The following is a 16,120-nucleotide window of genomic DNA, read 5'->3' as shown; positions in this document are numbered from 1 at the left end:
CACGTCGCGCACGTCATGCGTTGGCCGAAGACGCTGTACTGACGGCGTGAAGAACCCTCGCCGTCACGTCAATCGTCGGTCTTTCCAGCTCAAAAGTAGTGACAGACGTAATCAACGGTTTCAATCACTTCGATCTCGAAGCTGGTATTGCCCGGCACGGTGATGGACTCGCCCGCGCCGTATTCACGCCATGCGTCCTCTCCCGGATTACGCACGCGGCATCGTCCGGCATTGACGTCGATCTGTTCCGGCGCTTGCGTCGAGAACGTCAGCAGGGCCGGAAAAATAACGCCTAGCGTCTTGCGCGTGCCATCGGCAAGCAGGATGGTATGCGAGACACATTTGCCATCGAAGTAGATATTGGCGTGTTTGATGATCGAGACATTGTCGAATTGTGCGGTCGTTGTCATGCGTGGAATTCCTATGGTCCGGTTGGTTGGCCGATGGCATGGGGCTCAGGCCGTCGGCGCATTGATCTGTCTAATCGTTTGATCTGAAGCGTGGTTCTGCTGCCCCGCAAAACATAGTGATTTTCCGTCAGCTTGGCAATGCCTTCGTGCAGGCTCAGAAACGCTAGATAGGGAAACTGGTGGTCGACAGGATTTCCTTGAGCACCATGAACGTCCTGACCTGACGCACACCCGGCAAGTACAACAACTGTTCCGCATGCAGGCGGTTGAAACTCTCGCTGTCGCGCGTGCGTACCAGCATGAAGCAGTCGAACTCGCCCGTCACAATGTGGCACTCCATGCATCCTGAGACCTTTTGCGCGGCTTTCTCGAACGCGGCGAAGGACTCGGGCGTGGAGCGATCCAGCACCACGCCGATGATCATCAGCATGGCCGCGTTGAGTTTCTTCGGGTCCAGCAACGCGACCGTCCCGCGGATCAGCTTCGCCTGTTTAAGCCGTTCAACACGACGCAAACACGCCGGTGGACTCAAGTTCACCTTGGCCGCAAGCGCGACGTTGGATATGGAGGCGTCACGCTGAAGCTGCCTGAGGATCGCACGGTCGACGCGGTCCAGCTCGGCTCCCGATTGATCGCTTACCCGCGAGCTGGCACGAACTTTTGTTGCGCTCATGTCTATTTCTCCACACGTTAATTACCTCGACCAGTCTTTCAATCAGTGAGAATTAAACAAACGATAATTTATTCGCAACCCTGCTTCAGCCGAAGTTTTTTACCATACTTCCCATCGACGCAAATTAATGCGACGACTTGGCTGATCACCGGAGCGACACATGAACCTCAAGAAATTTCCCCGTCACGCGCTTACTTTCGGGCCGACGCCGATCCAGCCGCTCGCACGGCTGTCAGACCACCTTGGCGGCAAGGTCGAGCTCTATGCCAAGCGTGAAGACTGCAACAGCGGCCTCGCATTCGGCGGCAATAAAACCCGCAAGCTCGAGTACCTGATCCCCGAAGCGATCGCGCAAGGTTGCGACACGCTTGTCTCCATCGGCGGGATTCAGTCGAACCAGACGCGTCAGGTCGCAGCCGTTGCCGCGCATCTCGGCATGAAATGCGTGCTGGTACAGGAGAACTGGGTGAACTACTCGGACGCGGTGTATGACCGCGTTGGCAATATCCAGATGTCGCGGATCATGGGGGCCGATGTGCGTCTCGTCGCAGACGGTTTCGACATCGGCTTTCGCAAGAGCTGGGAAGATGCGCTGGAAGATGTCCGGAAGGCCGGTGGCAAGCCCTACGCGATTCCGGCAGGTTGTTCGGATCATCCGCTCGGCGGCCTGGGCTTCGTGGGTTTTGCGGAGGAAGTGCGCCAGCAGGAAGCGGAGCTTGGTTTCAAGTTCGATTACATCGTGGTCTGCTCAGTCACGGGCAGCACCCAGGCCGGCATGGTCGTGGGTTTTTCGGCGGACGGACGCGCGGACCGGGTGATTGGTATCGATGCATCGGCGAAGCCTGAAAAGACCCGTGAGCAGATCCATCGGATCGCGCGGCAAACTGCCGAGCAAGTAGAGCTCGGACGTGAGATCACGTTGAACGATATCGTGCTGGATGAACGCTATGGCGGTCCCGAATACGGCTTGCCGAACGAAGGGACGCTCGAGGCTATCCGCCTGTGCGCGAGGCTGGAGGGTGTGTTGACCGACCCTGTGTACGAAGGCAAGTCCATGCACGGCATGATCGATAAAGTGAAACGCGGCGAATTCCCGGAAGGCTCGAAGGTGCTGTATGCGCATCTTGGCGGCGTGCCGGCGTTGAACGCTTATAGCTTCCTGTTTCGCGAAGGTTGATTCGGTGGATGCTCAAGACTGCGTATCATACTGACGGAGCGTTTCGGCGACGACACCTCTGAACCATCGATGCCCGGCGTCGTTGTGATGCCGGGCATGCCAGAACTGCTGGACAGTCAGGTCGGGCAGTTTTATTGGCAGCGGGAAGACATCTACATTTGCCAGCCGCGAGAACAAGTCGGCGAGTTCGTCCGGTACCGCAGCAATGAAATCCGAAGTCGCGACCAGACTTGGAACGGCAAGCAGATAAGGCACATCGACTCCTACATTCAGCCGTGCCCCAAGGCGTCGCATTTCTTTCTCGAGCAATTGATTCGTGAGCGCCAGCGTTCCCGCGACCACATGTTTTCTGCCGATGAATTGCTCCAGCGTCATGCTGACCTTCCTGCGCCTGGTCCCCCCTTTGACAATGCCGACCAGCGACCTGTGAAACAGCGGTTGCTGATGAAGATTGTCCCCAAGCCTGCCTAAGTATCCGATTGCCAGATCGATCGCGCCATCTTGAAGCGCACTCGCCAATTCCAGCGACGGCAATTGAATCGGTCTCAACGAAGCCAGCGGCGCGCGCTCGCGCAGAGCCGCCAGAAGCCGTGGTAGCAGGACGATCACACCCATGTCGCTTAGACAGACGGAAAATGTCCGCGTGGTCGTTGTCGCGTCGAAAGACTTGGCACTCCATATCTCTTGCTGGATGACAGCCAATGCGTGCGCCACGCCTTCAATGAGGTGTTCACCGACCGGCGTGGGTGCCATGACGGACCCGGCCCGCACGAACAGGTCGTCCTGAAAGAGCACGCGCAATTTCCCCAACGCATGGCTGACCGCCGGTTGTGTCAAGCCCAGCCGATCCGCCGCTCGCGACACACTGCGCTCGTCTGCCAGCGCCTGCAGGACATAAAGAAAATTCAGGTCAGGCTGCTGCATCTATGCACCCAATTCATTATCGATATGAAATTCATTGTATAGATTTATACAACATTAACGTTTAACGTCGCATCCATTGCCGGAAATAAAAGAACAGGAGACGTAATTGGTGGACTGCGACGTAGTAATCGTGGGCGGTGGCCCTGTCGGATTGTTTCTCGCGGCTGAACTGGGTCAGCGAGGACTGAGCGTCGAAGTATTCGACGCCAAGCCCGGCACCAGCACGCATCCCGCGGCGAATGCCAACAGCGCGCGCACGATGGAGCATTTTCGCCGAATCGGCATTGCTTCCGCGATCCGCGCGATGGGCTTGCCGCCCGACTATGCGCAGGATGTTGCTTACTTCACATCGATCGTGGGTCACGAGCTCGCACGGCTTCATCAACCGGCATCGCAGGATGCAGTGGAATGGGCCAGAGCGCGCTCGTTCACGTGGGCGACGCCTGAGCCGCCGCATCGCTGTTCGCAGTTATACGTAGAGCCCGTTTTGCTTCAGGCCGCGCGGCGTAATGCGAGTTGCCGCGTGCATTTCGGTGCGCGTGTCGTGGATATTTCGCAGAACGATGACGAGGTCATGGCGACCGTAGAGCTGGACGCAACGCCTGCGCGTGCCGCTGAAACGCGCTCGATCAAGGCGCGCTATTTGATTGGTTGCGATGGTCCGCGCAGTTTTGTACGGAAGTCGCTCGGTGTGCGTTATGACGGCGTGGCCGGTGAGAAGCGTGAATTCATGGGCGGTCAGATGAATGCGGTCTTCTTCTATGCACCGGATATCTATCGGGTCAGCCCGCACGCGCGTGCATGGCAGTACTGGACCTTCAGTGCGAACCAACGGGCGTTAGTCATTGCGGTAGACGGCAAGGGCCATTTCATCATGAACGTGCAAATGCGCGATGACGAAGTGCCCGATGAGGACAGCGTCAGGCGACGCATCCGCGAGGCTATCGGTGCCGATATTTCGTTCGAGATCAAGAGCAGTTCGACGTGGACAGCGGGTTTCACCTTGGTCGCCGAGCGCTTTTCCGTCGGACGTGTGTTCCTCGCCGGCGATGCCGCGCACCTGTTCACGCCCACGGGCGGTCTCGGTTACAACACCGGCATTGACGATGCGGCAAACCTCGCGTGGAAACTCGAGGCGATGGTCAAGGGATGGTCGGGTCCCGCGTTGGGTGCCAGTTATGAAGCTGAACGCCGGCCGGCCGCGCTAAGAAATACGGCGTTCGCAAGAGGTTTCGCCGACAGCATCGGGCATCTGCAGATCCCGCATGAGGCCTATGTGCCCGGTGCCGCTGGCGATGCGCCGCGCGCGGCGGTCGGGGACTACCTGGCGTTTCACGCGACGACTGAGTTTGTTATCCCGGGCGTCCATCTTGGGACACGGTATGAATCGTCGCCTTTGATCCTGGCTGAAGCAGGGCTTGCAACACCAGATTCCGCGAACCTGTATGTACCTTCTGCCAGGGCGGGTCATCGTGCGCCGCATGCATGGCTCGCGGACGGCAGCTCGCTATATGACCTCTTTGGACCGGGCTTCACATTGCTTTGCACGGCGGCGGCAGGCATGGATCACACAAGCATCGACGCTGTTCGACGCGCGACGGAGACGCTGCCCCAGTTCGCGATTGTCCATGTCAGTGAGCCCGCGGTCGCCGACCTCTATCAAGCAGCGTTTGTCTTGATACGGCCGGACCAGCATGTTGCGTGGCGCGGCAATGTGCTCGATAGCGAGGTCGAAGCTGCAGCACGCAGGACCGCGGGACATGCGTTCGAACGTATCGACTTACCGGCAACCACCGTGTGCTCCTAGGCGGCCCGACCTGCGCTCACCGCCACTAATTCGATGAGCCAGGCGGCACGAGACTCTGACCACCCGAGTTTGCAGAACACATCGGAAAAAGTTTCGCACTAAAGCGAACGAATCCTTGGAGACAGGAAATGCACGCGCAGGCAGTCACGCCTCATAGCATCATGGACGGGACGAAGACATCGCCTCTCCAGATCCTCACGCTGGTCCTTTGTTTTCTCGTGGTGGCAGCCGATGGGTTCGACGTTGCGTCGGTGGGTTATGTCGCTCCCTTGCTAAAGAGCGAATGGTCGTTGAACCCTGCGCAACTCGGGCCGATATTCGGTGCGGGACTACTGGGTCTCACGGTCGGCAGTTTCCTGTTCGGGCCGCTAGCAGATCGCATTGGCCGCAAGCGTGTCATCGCTATCTCGTTGGTGTTATTCGGTATTGGCAGTCTCGCTTGCGCTTATGCACCGTCTCCCATCTGGCTGATCGCGCTTCGCTTCGCAACGGGAGCGGGGTTAGGCGGCGCGATGCCGAACGCCATCACGTTGTCCTCGGAGTTCAGTCCGGCACGCAACCGCGCGTTGCTGGTCACGCTGATGTTTTGCGGCTTCACGCTCGGTCTCGCATTCGGAGGCGCAGTGGCGGCATTACTGATCCCGACGTTCGGCTGGAAGGGCGTGTTCGTTTTCGGCGGCATCTTCCCGCTTTGCCTGGTGCCGGTGATCTGGATCTGGCTGCCGGAATCCTTGCGGTTCATGGCCGGCAAACCTCGCTACGCACGAGAAGTCCGCCAAGTGCTAAAGCGGCTCACCGGTGACGCCGATACGCCGCTTGCACGCATCGCACCGGAAGACGCGGCCGGCGCTGCGCCCGCCTCGAAGTCGGCTGTCGGCATGCTCTTCAGTCAACGCTATCGAGCCGGCACGACGCTTCTCTGGCTGGCCTTCTTCTGCACCCTCTGGGTCTATTACCAGGTCAGTAGCTGGCTTCCCACGGTCATCACCGGAGCAGGTATCGACCCATCCCATGCGGCACGCGTTGGCGCCATGTTGCCTCTGGGCGGCACCATTGGATCGCTGGTCAATGCACGCCTCATGGACCGCATGAATCCATTCTTCGTGCTCGCAGGGTCCTATGCCGTCGCGGCTGTCTCGATCGCGCTCATAGGTTTCTCGATTCATGAACCCACGTGGGTGTACGTGACGGTTTTCATGGCCGGGTTGGGACTCTCCGGCGCGCAGACCGGCGCGAACGTCCTGGTCGCCGGTTTCTATACGACAGCCGCGCGCGCGACAGGCGTTAGCTGGGCGCTTGGCGTTGGCCGCATCGGCTCGATCATCGGTTCCATGACCGGAGGCATCCTGCTCGCCGCGTTTCATTCGACCGGCGCCGCGTTCGTCCTCTTCGCCGCGCCGGTTGTCATTGCAGGTATCGCCATGCTTGCCAACGGCTGGTTTTATCGCGGCAACGAGGCCACACAGACTTGATTCAACTGCGACCCGCGTCGCAAATACCTGGGAGAAGGACATGCGGTACGTAAGCTTTGAAAAGGGCGGCAAGACGCTGCTGGGTGTACGCGAGAACGGCGCTATCCGGACGCTCGGCGAGTACACGCTTGAGGCGTTGCTGGCAGGGGGCGTGGATCTGAGCACATGGGCGGAAAAGCAGTCAGGAGGTCAGATTGAAGCTGAGGATGGTTTGAAATTCCTGCCACCACTTCAGCGGCCGCCGAAGATTCTTTGCGTCGGTCTCAACTTCAAGGATCACTCGAAAGAAAGCAATTTTGAACAGCCCGATTATCCGACCATGTTCCTGCGCCTGCATACGAGCCTGGTCGCGCATAACGAACCGATCATACGGCCACGCATCTCTGACAGCCTCGATTATGAGGGCGAGATTGCCGTGGTGCTGGGGAAAGGCGGCCGGCATATCAGCAAGGAAGATGCGCTGTCGCATGTCGCGGGTTACGCGTTGTTTAACGATGGGTCCGTGCGCGAGTATCAGTTCAAGACACCCCAGTGGACCATGGGCAAGAACTTCGACGGTACCGGCGCATTTGGACCGGACTTGATTACCCCGGATGAATTACCCGCTGGCATCAAAGGGCTGCGCCTTGAAACCCGCTTGAACGGTGAAATCGTGCAGTCAGCAAGCACGGATGACATGGTGTTCGACGTAGAGACCTTGATCGTATTGCTGAGCGAGGCGATCACCCTGGAAGCCGGCGATGTGATTGTCTCAGGCACGCCGTCCGGTGTCGGTTGGGCACGTAATCCGAAACTGCTGATGCGGCACGGCGATGTATGCGAGGTCTCGGTCGAAGGCATGGGTACTCTGCGCAACAGAGTCGCCGACGAAGCTGCATGAAACCGTACGCCATGCCGGAGGAGGAGACATGTCTGAACATCGTGGTCTGCAGCGTGTTGCCGTGCATTCGATCGATCACTTCGCGCTCAATGTGCCGTCATTGTCCGAGGCCGAACGGTTCTTCAGCGCGTTCGGTCTCGATGTAGCGCGGGTGGAAGAGGCCCTGGATATTCGAGCCGGCGACGGCCATCGCTGGGCTCGTATATTGCCATCGGATGGAAAGTCGTTGGCATACCTGAGCTTTAACTGCTTCGAAGGAGATTTGCCGAAGATCCGGCGCCAATTGATGGCCGCTGGCGCAACGGTCAAACCCAATTCTTTGGAAGCAACCAGCGAAACCGGGAGCATCTGGTTCAACGATCCAGACGGCAATCTGATTCAGGTGCGCGTCGGGCCCAAGACTACGCCTCATGAAAAGACATCGCTCGTGCATACGGAGGTAGCGTCCGATTCGCGCGGTTCGTGCATGCGTTCGGAACTCGGGAAGGTGAGGCCCCGGCGCATGTCGCATGTGCTGTTGTTCACGCCAGATACACTTCGCGCGGTCGATTTTTATGAACACGGACTTGGGTTGCGATTGTCGGATAGATCAGCCGACATCATTGCCTTCACGCATGCGCCACACGGAAGCGACCACCATCTTCTTGCTTTCGTAAAGAGCACCGCTAAGGGTTGGCACCACGTTGCCTGGGATGTCGCGAGCATTGACGAAGTAGGCACCGGCGCGACGCAGATGGCTGCTGCTGGGTACAGGGAGGGATGGGGTACGGGGCGTCACGTGCTTGGATCGAACTACTTCCATTACGTCCGTGATCCGTGGGGATCGTTCTCGGAATATTCCGCCGACATGGACTTCGTGTCGGCCGGCACCCAATGGCCCGCAGGCGACTTTCTACCGGAGGACTCGCTTTATCAATGGGGACCGGACGTCCCCGATTACTTTATCCGCAATACCGAAACGTGACGGTGATTAACGTTACCTGAGAGCAGTTCAGAGACTATAAAACTAAATAACAGGTTTGGAGACATGAACTACAAAACGATTACGGCAGCAACCGTGCTGGCCGTCAGCGGTTCCGTCCATGCGCAGAGCAGTGTCACGCTCTACGGGATTCTTGACACCGGCATCGAGCTTGTCACGCATGCCAGCGCGGCAGGCGACAAAGTGATCCGCATGCCCGGTATCACCGGCTCTGTGCCGTCACGGTGGGGCTTGCGCGGTACCGAGGACCTGGGTGGCGGCCTCGCTGCGATCTTCACGCTGGAGAATGGCTTCAATACCCGTGCCGGCGATGTGAACCAGGGCGGCCGGTTGTTCGGGCGGCAGGCCTGGGTCGGATTGTCGAGTCGTTATGGAGCACTGACCCTGGGTCGCCAGTACACGATGTCCTACTGGGCGCTGCTCGATTCCGACACGCTGGGTCCGGATATCTACGGCGGGATCGGGTCGATCGATTCGTATATTCCCAATGCCCGTAGTGACAACACGGTCGCGTACAAAGGCACCTTCAGCGGCGTCACAGTTGGGGCTACTTACTCTTTCGGACGAGATGCAAGCGCTACCGGCAATTCGCCGGGCCAGGGAACGTGCGCAGGCTCGATTGCCGGCAACGCGCAAGCGTGCCGACAGTGGTCAGTGCTGCTGCGCTACGACGCTGCATCCTTTGGTGTGGCAAGCGCCTACGACGAACAGCGGGGCGGCCCGGGCGCCGCTGCCAATCTGTTCAACGGTCTTGCTCCGCTCGCGTTGACGAGCAGCGGCGACAAGGACGTCCGCATGCAGCTCAACGGATATTTCAAGTTGGGACAATTGAAGGTTGGCGGCGGTTGGTTGGGGCGTCATGTCGAGACCGATTTGCCTGCGACGCCCGACGTACGGACCAACCTCTTTTATCTCACCGGCACCTACTACGTCACACCTTCCGTCGTTCTCGATGGCGGCGTCTATCGGACCGTGGACAAACAGCAGGATACGCGCGGCACGTTGACTGCCTTGCGTGGAAGTTATCTGTTATCGAAGCAGACCAGTGTCTATTTGCAGAGCGGCTATCTCTTCAACAGCGCCAAGGCCCATTACACGCTCAGCCAGGGCGGCGCAGGTGCGACCCCCGCTGCGGGTATAGGACAACTCGGTGTAATGGCCGGCATCAAGCACGCATTCTGAGCAGGCCACACTGGCGCAATGGATGAGAAACAAAAAACAGGGAGACGAAAATATGTTTTGGATAATCGGCCGCGACTGCCGGCCAGGCGGCGCAGTCGGCTCAAAGTCTGATTGCCGATCAAGTCATTCAATATCAGACCTGGGGTTGGGTCACACAACAGAAGAAAACCGGGCATTCGCCAGTTTACGTGTATCACTTTGAGCAAATCTCAGCATACAACCCGGTCGCGACGCATGCGACCGACGTGCCTTACGTATTCGGCAATCTGCCGGCGAAGGGAGCCGTAGTGGCTTCACCCCAGGACCTCACTGTGTCCGACACCATGCAGTCGTACTGGACCAATTTCGCACGCTCGGCCAAACCCAATGGAGCCGGCTTGCCGCAGTGGCCGCAGTACGCGGGCGCGGGCAGTCAAACCATGCGGATCGGCAACGTGATTCAATCCGGCCCGGAAGAGGGTACCGAGCGATTCCAGTTTCTGGACCGGTTTCGAATCAACGGGTTGATATCGGTGAGCCAACAGAACTGAAAGGTTGGTGGCAGTGAGCAATCGATGGAATAAACCTCGAACGTGAGGCGTTGTGAAAGTGCAGACAGAACAGACCGATGAAACGGTAATGGCTGCACTCACTCCACACTTACGGGTTTCTTCATGCTCAACTCGCTTATTTCTCGTCGTCGCCTGATTGCAAGCGGAACGTTGGCGTCGGCTAGCGTCGCGCTTTCCAAGTTCGCATTCGGCGCTTCCCCGCAAGATCCGTCGACCCAATCTCCTGCCGATGTAAAAGCGACGCTCAGCGTTGTGCCCGCTTACATCGGATCATCGCCGCAGACGTTGCCGCCGCTGCCCTACGCGGAAAATGCGCTTGAGCCGGTGATCTCCGCGCGCACCATTGGGTTTCATTACGGCAAGCACCATCGCGCGTATTTCGATAACCTGCACAAGCTGTTGGCTGGTACGCCGCTGGAGCGGGCATCGCTTGAGCAGGTGATCATGCAAACGCACGATCAACCCGCTCTCGCCGATGTCTTCAACAATGCCGCGCAAGCGTGGAATCACAATTTCTACTGGAATTCGCTGAGCCCCGCCGCCACGCAGCCGAGTGAGAAACTTCAGGCAGCGATTGTGCGGAAGTTCGGTTCAACCGACGCGTTGACGAAGGCTTTGGTGAAGACGTCGGCATCGCAATTCGGCAGCGGTTGGGGCTGGCTGGTGCTTGACCAAGGCGAGCTTGCGATCGTCAAGACGAGCAACGCTGAGACGCCGTTTACGCGAGGCCTGGCGCCGTTGTTGACGGTGGACGTATGGGAGCATGCGTATTACCTGGACTATCAGAACCGTCGTCCCGACTATCTCGTTGCGACCGTGTCGCAGCATTTGAACTGGGCGTTTGCGTCGGCTAATCTGGATCGGGTCTGAGGAAGACCGGGCGATAGGCTCGCAGCGTGCCTACGGGTGCACAATTTCTTGTCACCCATTTCATTCAGCAGGAGTTTCATGTTCACCTATTTCGACCGCGCTGGCCGCTTGGCGGCTGTGATGGCCATCTGCGTTGCAAGCACTGCGGCGTTCGCTGCGTCCTCTATCGATCCTCCTCAGGCGGAACGCGTTGCGACGACGACCGCTTCCGGCGTGCAGGTGTATTCGTGTGAATACAACGCGCAACACCAGCTGGGTTGGGTGTTCAAGAATCCGCAAGCAACGCTCTACGATACAAGCGGCCAGGCCGTGATCCGGCACTCGGCGGGACCGTCGTGGGAAGCGGACGATGGCAGCCGGATCGTGGGCCACGTGCTCGCGCAAACGCCTAGCGAAACCGCTGCCAGCGTGCCGCAGTTATTACTCGAAACACGCAGTACCGCGGCGAGCGGCATGCTGTCTCCCGTTCGTTATGTTCAGCGCGTGAATACCGTGGGCGGCGTGATGCCGGCCTTGCCGTGTTCGACCGAACATGAGCTTGGCGACTCGCCGTACATCGCTAATTACATTTTCTACAAGTAGCCTGGGCGGGCGGTCATGGTGACCGCTTCCTGTGCGCCGCCTTTTCAAAGGACCATCATGCACGACTCCAGATTGCTGCCTCGCTTTCGTGCGTTTCGCGTGGGTTTGCTGACTGCGTTCGCTTTATCGATATCTGCCTGCACGGCGCTGAGCGTGGTGACGCATTCAGTGTCGCCAGATGAAGCGAGCGTTCCTGCGGGGCGTTATCAACTTGACCCGCATCATTGGAACGTGAGTTTCGATGTTGATCACTTCAAGTATTCGCGCTTTGTCATGCGCTTTGACAAGACGACTGCGCAGTTGAACTGGGATGCGGCCGGCATGGAGAAGAGCACGGTGACGGCGGATATCGATGCAACGAGTCTCGACACCAACGTTCCTATTCTTGACAAGATGGTGAAGGGCACCGATATGCTCGACGTCGAGCGTTTTCCGACGATTCACTTCGCGAGTACGGCGTTCAAGCGTACGGCGGACGACAAGGGCGAGCTGACTGGTGACCTGACCATTCATGGGACGACGCGGCCGGTTACGTTGATGGTTACGTTCAAGGGGCATGCGCCGAATCCGCTGACCAAACAACAGACGCTGGGTTTTTCCGCTGATGGGCATTTCAGCCGCGCGCAGTTTGGACTGTCGACGTGGTATCCGGCCGTGGGTGACGACGTGCATGTGGCGATTCAGGCGGAATTTGTGGCGGGGTGATTTTGCTCGCGCCGGTGGACGGAGTCTGGGGTTAGCGGTCGGGTTCATGGCCGGGTTGGTGCTTTCCAGGTCTTCGCGCATTTGGTGTTAGTTGTTTTCTTTATCACTATTAGCCACTGCGCGTGGCGGCGCGTCATTTCTTTTTCCAAAGCGAAAAAGAAACGAAGCAAAGAAAACGCTTTCACCGCTCTACCCTAAGTGTCCACAGCGTGCAGTTTTCATTCATGGGTGCCCCAAAAGCACGGTGCTCGCCAGAGCCACCGATGTGTGAACCCCTCTTTCTCCGAACACGGATACCCCACGCTTCGCCACCAGTGATTGAACCTGCCCAAGGCACACCCCGCGCTATCCGCCTAGAACCTACCACCGAATTTGTACGCATGACGAATCAATTTACCGACCCACCTCGAAACTAGTCCACCAAAACGCGTGAGGCTGTACCCACGAATTCCATGCAACCGACCAACCAACTCACCAAAAATTGAAGCAGTAAATATGCATCGGGCTGTGATACGCGAAGCTGGCTGCGTTGGCCTTTCAATACAAACCACTCAACACAAACTACGCAACGAATCTACTAGGAAACGAAGCCTTAAAATCGCGTGAAGCCGTGCGGGTCCGTGGAGCACTGGTCCTAGCCCGAGAGCGTACGGGGCGAAGCGTTTTACTGTCAGGATTCGCGAGAAGGAGGGGTTCAAACATCCGTGGCTCTGGCGAGCACCGTGCTCTTCGGGTACCAATGAATTGGAACTGCACGCTGTGGACACTTAATTTTTAGAGAGGTGAAAGCGTTTTCTTTGCTTCGTTTCTTTGTCGCTTTGGACAAAGAAATGACGCGCCGCCACGCGCAGTGGCTAATAGTGATAAAGAAATCAGCTAATACTAAATGCGCGAAGACCTGGAAAGCAGCAACCCGGCAATGAACCCAACCGCTAACGCAGAACCCGTGCAACCCAGCATCAACCCCACCCACTAACCCCCAACTCGCCAAACCCCAAACCGTTCCACGAGCGCGAGCGCCCCCCCTTACCACCCATAAAACCGCCCCCAAACGACCACATCACTACCCTCCGCAAGCGCGTGATAAACGGGAAATTGCGCACCTGTAGCGCATGCATGATTCGGCAAGATCAACAGTCGCGTCCCAACCGGCAGGTAAACAGAAATATCGCTACCCTGATGATCCACATTCGCGAGAATGCCATGCTCCTGGTTCGCGCCCGTGAGCACATAACCATCAAGCGGTGCGCCATCGAGCGTGCAAGCCTGCCCATAACCGTAATCGTGCGTTTGCTTGGCGGTGCCGCGATCACGGCTCATCGCCATCCAGCCTGCATCGAGAATAGCCCAGCCCTTGTCCACCTGATGCCCAATCACCGTCGTCAGTACACTAAGCGCCAGATCACCGGTCGTGCAGACCCCAACGTTGCGCATGACGAGATCAAAGAACACATACACGCCAGCCCGCACCTCCGTGACGCCTTCAAGATGCTGCGCCGCAAGCGCGGTCGGCGTGGAACCCACACTCACCACATCGCAGGGCAGGCCCGCATCGCGCAAACGCTCGGCTGCGTGCACGCAACCCGCGCGTTCCTGCTCAGCCAGCTCGGCGAGCGCGTCAGGCGTGTTGAGATCGTAGCTCGACCCTGCATGGGTCATCACGCCACCAAGACGCGCGCCATGGCGTTCGCCGTTGCCATGAAGCATGCGCCCTATGTCGAGCAAGCGAGCTTCATCGGGCTGGACACCGGAACGATGACCGTCGGTATCTATCTCGATCCACACCTCGAAAACTTCGCCATGAGCACGCCCAAACTCGCCAACAGCTTGCGCGGCTTCCAGGTTATCGACGATCAGTTTGAGATCGCATCCCGCGCGCCGTAACGCCAGCGCGCGAGGAAGTTTCGATGCAATGATCCCCACCGCGTACAAGATGTCGGGGAAGCCCGCAGCAAAAAACTGCTCGGCTTCCTTGAGCGTCGATACCGTGATGCCACGCGCACCCGCATCGCGCTGCGCCTGCGCAACCTCCACGCACTTCGTCGTCTTCACATGCGGCCGGAACGCGACACCAAGCGTGTCCATCCGGCTCTGCATACGAGCAATGTTGCGCTCCATGCGCTGCCGGTCAATCAACGCGGCAGGAGTTTCGATCTGATCAAGCGTCATGACGTGGACGTTCCCTTCGATAAGTTGAAACCGCGCAGCCAAGGCAGCAACGCGTCGAGCGTAGGGGCTTCCAACTCCGGCGCTTGCGCGCCTTGCACAAGCTCCAGACCCACGCGGTTATGCCAGTAAGTGCGCAAGCGCGTCGCGGCTGTACCGAACATGTCGTAGCTCGAACCGGCAACAAACGCTGCGTCGTTCGCATCGACTTTCAGTCGATCGAGCGCCATCTGATACGGCCTCGGATCGGGCTTGTAGAAGCCCGCGCTTTCAGCCGTCACGATCACGTCCCAGTCGATATCGAACAAACCGGCGGCTTGCTCGCCAAGACGCTTTGAGCAGTTGGTCACGATCGCCAGCCGGCAATGCGGTGCGAGCTTGCGCAACACTTCTTTCGCACCGCTCCAGGGCGCGAGTTGCAGCCATTGCGCTTCGAGCACGCGTGCGGCCGATTCACGCAAGCCGACCTGCACTGCAGCCTGACGCACGAGTTCTTCATAGGGAACGTAGGCGCCGCAGCCGTAGGTCAGGCGCAAATATTCCGCACGCCAGGCGCGGCCCTCGGTTTCGCTGCCGGCGGCGCGATTCCACAGGCTCCATGAGTCGAGGAGGGCGGTCAGCAAGTCGAACAGCACTGCTTTCGGATAAGTTGGGATAGATTGATTTGGCATGATGGAAGCGACTTTACTGATGAAAGCCTAAGCTGTGGTTAAATTCAGGCACATCTATCCTTAAGTAAAATTGAACGATGGAACTCGCTGATCTACGGCTTGTAACCATGCTCGCGCGCTCGGAGTCGCTGAGCGCGGCGGCGCGTGTCCTGAACGTGACGCCGTCGGCGCTCTCCATGCGGCTCAAGAAACTGGATAAGTCGCTGGGTGTAACGCTCGCTACGCGCGACGCACGGCATATGTCGCTCACCGCGGACGGCGCAAGACTGGCGCGCGAAGCGCAAGGGTTGCTGAGCGCTATCGAGGCTCTCCCCGACACCTTCCGCGAACAAACCGCACAACTCGCCGGACATATTCGAATCGCTGCGCCATTCGGTTTTGGACGCGTGCATATTGCACCGTTGCTCGCGCGGTTCGCCCGCGCGAATCCGGGGATTCGCCTGCAACTCGACTTGCTTGAAACGCCCTGGCCTCACAGTCATGCCGCCGATATCGTGATCCAGATCGGCACTGTCCGCGACTCCTCCTGGAGCGCGCGGCCGTTGCTTGCGAACGAACGCTGGTTATGTGCGAGCCCGGGTTATATCGCGGCACGGGGTTATCCGCGTGAACCACGCGAGATTCTCGAGCACGACTGCATCTGCATTCGCGAAAACGATGAGGACGTAACGCTCTGGCGCGTGCGCCGGCGAAGGTCGGACGCGGGCAAAAAACCATCGTCGCCAACCACGCTGCGCGTTACGCCGGCGTTCACCACGAACGATGGCAGCGTCGCACGCCGTTGGGCGGAAGAAGGCTTGGGGCTCGTGCTGCGCTCGCAATGGGACGTAGCGGATGCGGTCGCGGCAGGCAAACTGGTGAGGCTCCTGAGCGAGTGGGATTTCGGCAGCGCGCCGGTCATCGCTCTGGTGCCTACGCGCAAGGGGCGTTCGCTGCGCATCCAGGCGTTGCTGAGTTATCTGGCGGCAAATCTTGGCGCGGAGAGCGTGGGCGAGAGGACGAAAGGCCGAAGGGTCGGCGACACGCGCGCTTGACGTTTGCGTTCCGGCGGACTTTATAATCGAAACG

The 16,120-nt window shown here is 58.7% G+C and carries 15 protein-coding genes and 1 pseudogene; 11 read left to right on the top strand and 5 right to left on the bottom strand.

The window, feature by feature from the left end:
* Positions 1–89: 89 nt before the first annotated feature.
* Entirely contained in the window at positions 90–410 is a 321-nt protein-coding gene (locus ACSQ83_RS22105; protein ID WP_299718412.1) for a pyrimidine/purine nucleoside phosphorylase, read from the bottom strand.
* Positions 411–573: 163 nt separating this feature from the next.
* On the bottom strand, positions 574–1,083 hold the full coding sequence (locus ACSQ83_RS22100; protein WP_414966278.1) for an Lrp/AsnC family transcriptional regulator: 510 nt from the start codon (positions 1,081–1,083) through the stop codon (positions 574–576).
* Positions 1,084–1,243: 160 nt separating this feature from the next.
* Between ACSQ83_RS22100 and ACSQ83_RS22095 the strand changes: the two genes are divergently transcribed.
* Entirely contained in the window at positions 1,244–2,260 is a 1,017-nt protein-coding gene (locus tag ACSQ83_RS22095; RefSeq protein ID WP_414966277.1) for a 1-aminocyclopropane-1-carboxylate deaminase, read from the top strand.
* 12 nt (positions 2,261–2,272) lie between these two features.
* Here ACSQ83_RS22095 and ACSQ83_RS22090 read toward each other — a convergent pair whose 3' ends face one another.
* Positions 2,273–3,184, bottom strand: a complete 912-nt coding sequence (locus ACSQ83_RS22090; protein WP_436229613.1) for a LysR family transcriptional regulator — start codon at positions 3,182–3,184, stop codon at positions 2,273–2,275.
* Positions 3,185–3,293: 109 nt separating this feature from the next.
* On the opposite strand from ACSQ83_RS22090, the gene ACSQ83_RS22085 reads away from it, so the two are divergent.
* From ACSQ83_RS22085 to ACSQ83_RS22045, 9 genes and pseudogenes are all read left to right on the top strand, one after another.
* Positions 3,294–4,991, top strand: coding sequence for an FAD-dependent monooxygenase (locus ACSQ83_RS22085; protein ID WP_436229633.1), 1,698 nt, complete (start codon positions 3,294–3,296; stop codon positions 4,989–4,991).
* A 128-nt stretch (positions 4,992–5,119) separates the two neighbouring features.
* Positions 5,120–6,463, top strand: coding sequence for an MFS transporter (locus ACSQ83_RS22080; RefSeq protein ID WP_414955371.1), 1,344 nt, complete (start codon positions 5,120–5,122; stop codon positions 6,461–6,463).
* 40 nt (positions 6,464–6,503) lie between these two features.
* Positions 6,504–7,343: a fumarylacetoacetate hydrolase family protein gene (locus tag ACSQ83_RS22075; RefSeq protein WP_436229612.1), complete on the top strand. Its 840-nt coding sequence runs from the start codon at positions 6,504–6,506 to the stop codon at positions 7,341–7,343.
* 28 nt (positions 7,344–7,371) lie between these two features.
* Positions 7,372–8,307, top strand: a complete 936-nt coding sequence (locus ACSQ83_RS22070) for a VOC family protein (protein ID WP_436229611.1) — start codon at positions 7,372–7,374, stop codon at positions 8,305–8,307.
* A 63-nt stretch (positions 8,308–8,370) separates the two neighbouring features.
* The gene (locus tag ACSQ83_RS22065; RefSeq protein WP_414966272.1) at positions 8,371–9,507 is read left to right on the top strand and encodes a porin; all 1,137 of its coding nucleotides are present in this window, start codon (positions 8,371–8,373) and stop codon (positions 9,505–9,507) included.
* A gap of 92 nt (positions 9,508–9,599) precedes the next feature.
* Positions 9,600–10,037, top strand: a pseudogene (locus ACSQ83_RS22060) (carboxylesterase family protein); the annotation flags it as partial.
* A 285-nt stretch (positions 10,038–10,322) separates the two neighbouring features.
* Complete coding sequence (locus ACSQ83_RS22055; protein WP_436229632.1) at positions 10,323–10,928, top strand: superoxide dismutase; 606 nt, start codon at positions 10,323–10,325, stop codon at positions 10,926–10,928.
* A gap of 78 nt (positions 10,929–11,006) precedes the next feature.
* Positions 11,007–11,510, top strand: coding sequence for a DUF3455 domain-containing protein (locus ACSQ83_RS22050; RefSeq protein ID WP_414955367.1), 504 nt, complete (start codon positions 11,007–11,009; stop codon positions 11,508–11,510).
* Between the two features lie 57 nt (positions 11,511–11,567).
* Complete coding sequence (locus ACSQ83_RS22045) at positions 11,568–12,215, top strand: YceI family protein (protein WP_436229610.1); 648 nt, start codon at positions 11,568–11,570, stop codon at positions 12,213–12,215.
* Positions 12,216–13,241: 1,026 nt separating this feature from the next.
* Here the strand turns inward: ACSQ83_RS22045 and ACSQ83_RS22040 are convergent.
* Both ACSQ83_RS22040 and ACSQ83_RS22035 read right to left on the bottom strand, forming a co-directional pair.
* Positions 13,242–14,384, bottom strand: a complete 1,143-nt coding sequence (locus ACSQ83_RS22040) for a DSD1 family PLP-dependent enzyme (RefSeq protein ID WP_436229609.1) — start codon at positions 14,382–14,384, stop codon at positions 13,242–13,244.
* Positions 14,381–15,052, bottom strand: a complete 672-nt coding sequence (locus tag ACSQ83_RS22035) for an HAD-IA family hydrolase (protein WP_414966269.1) — start codon at positions 15,050–15,052, stop codon at positions 14,381–14,383. Before ACSQ83_RS22035 ends, ACSQ83_RS22040 begins: the two co-directional genes overlap by 4 nt.
* A 77-nt stretch (positions 15,053–15,129) precedes the next feature.
* On the opposite strand from ACSQ83_RS22035, the gene ACSQ83_RS22030 reads away from it, so the two are divergent.
* Positions 15,130–16,086 carry a LysR family transcriptional regulator gene (locus tag ACSQ83_RS22030; RefSeq protein ID WP_436229608.1) on the top strand — a complete coding sequence of 319 codons (957 nt, stop codon included), beginning with the start codon at positions 15,130–15,132 and terminating at the stop codon, positions 16,084–16,086.
* The last annotated feature ends 34 nt before the right edge of the window (positions 16,087–16,120 follow it).

Source organism: Caballeronia sp. LjRoot29 (genome assembly GCF_964252755.1).
Classification (GTDB): Bacteria; Pseudomonadota; Gammaproteobacteria; order Burkholderiales; family Burkholderiaceae; genus Caballeronia.
This window is presented reverse-complemented; position numbering and strand designations above follow the sequence as displayed.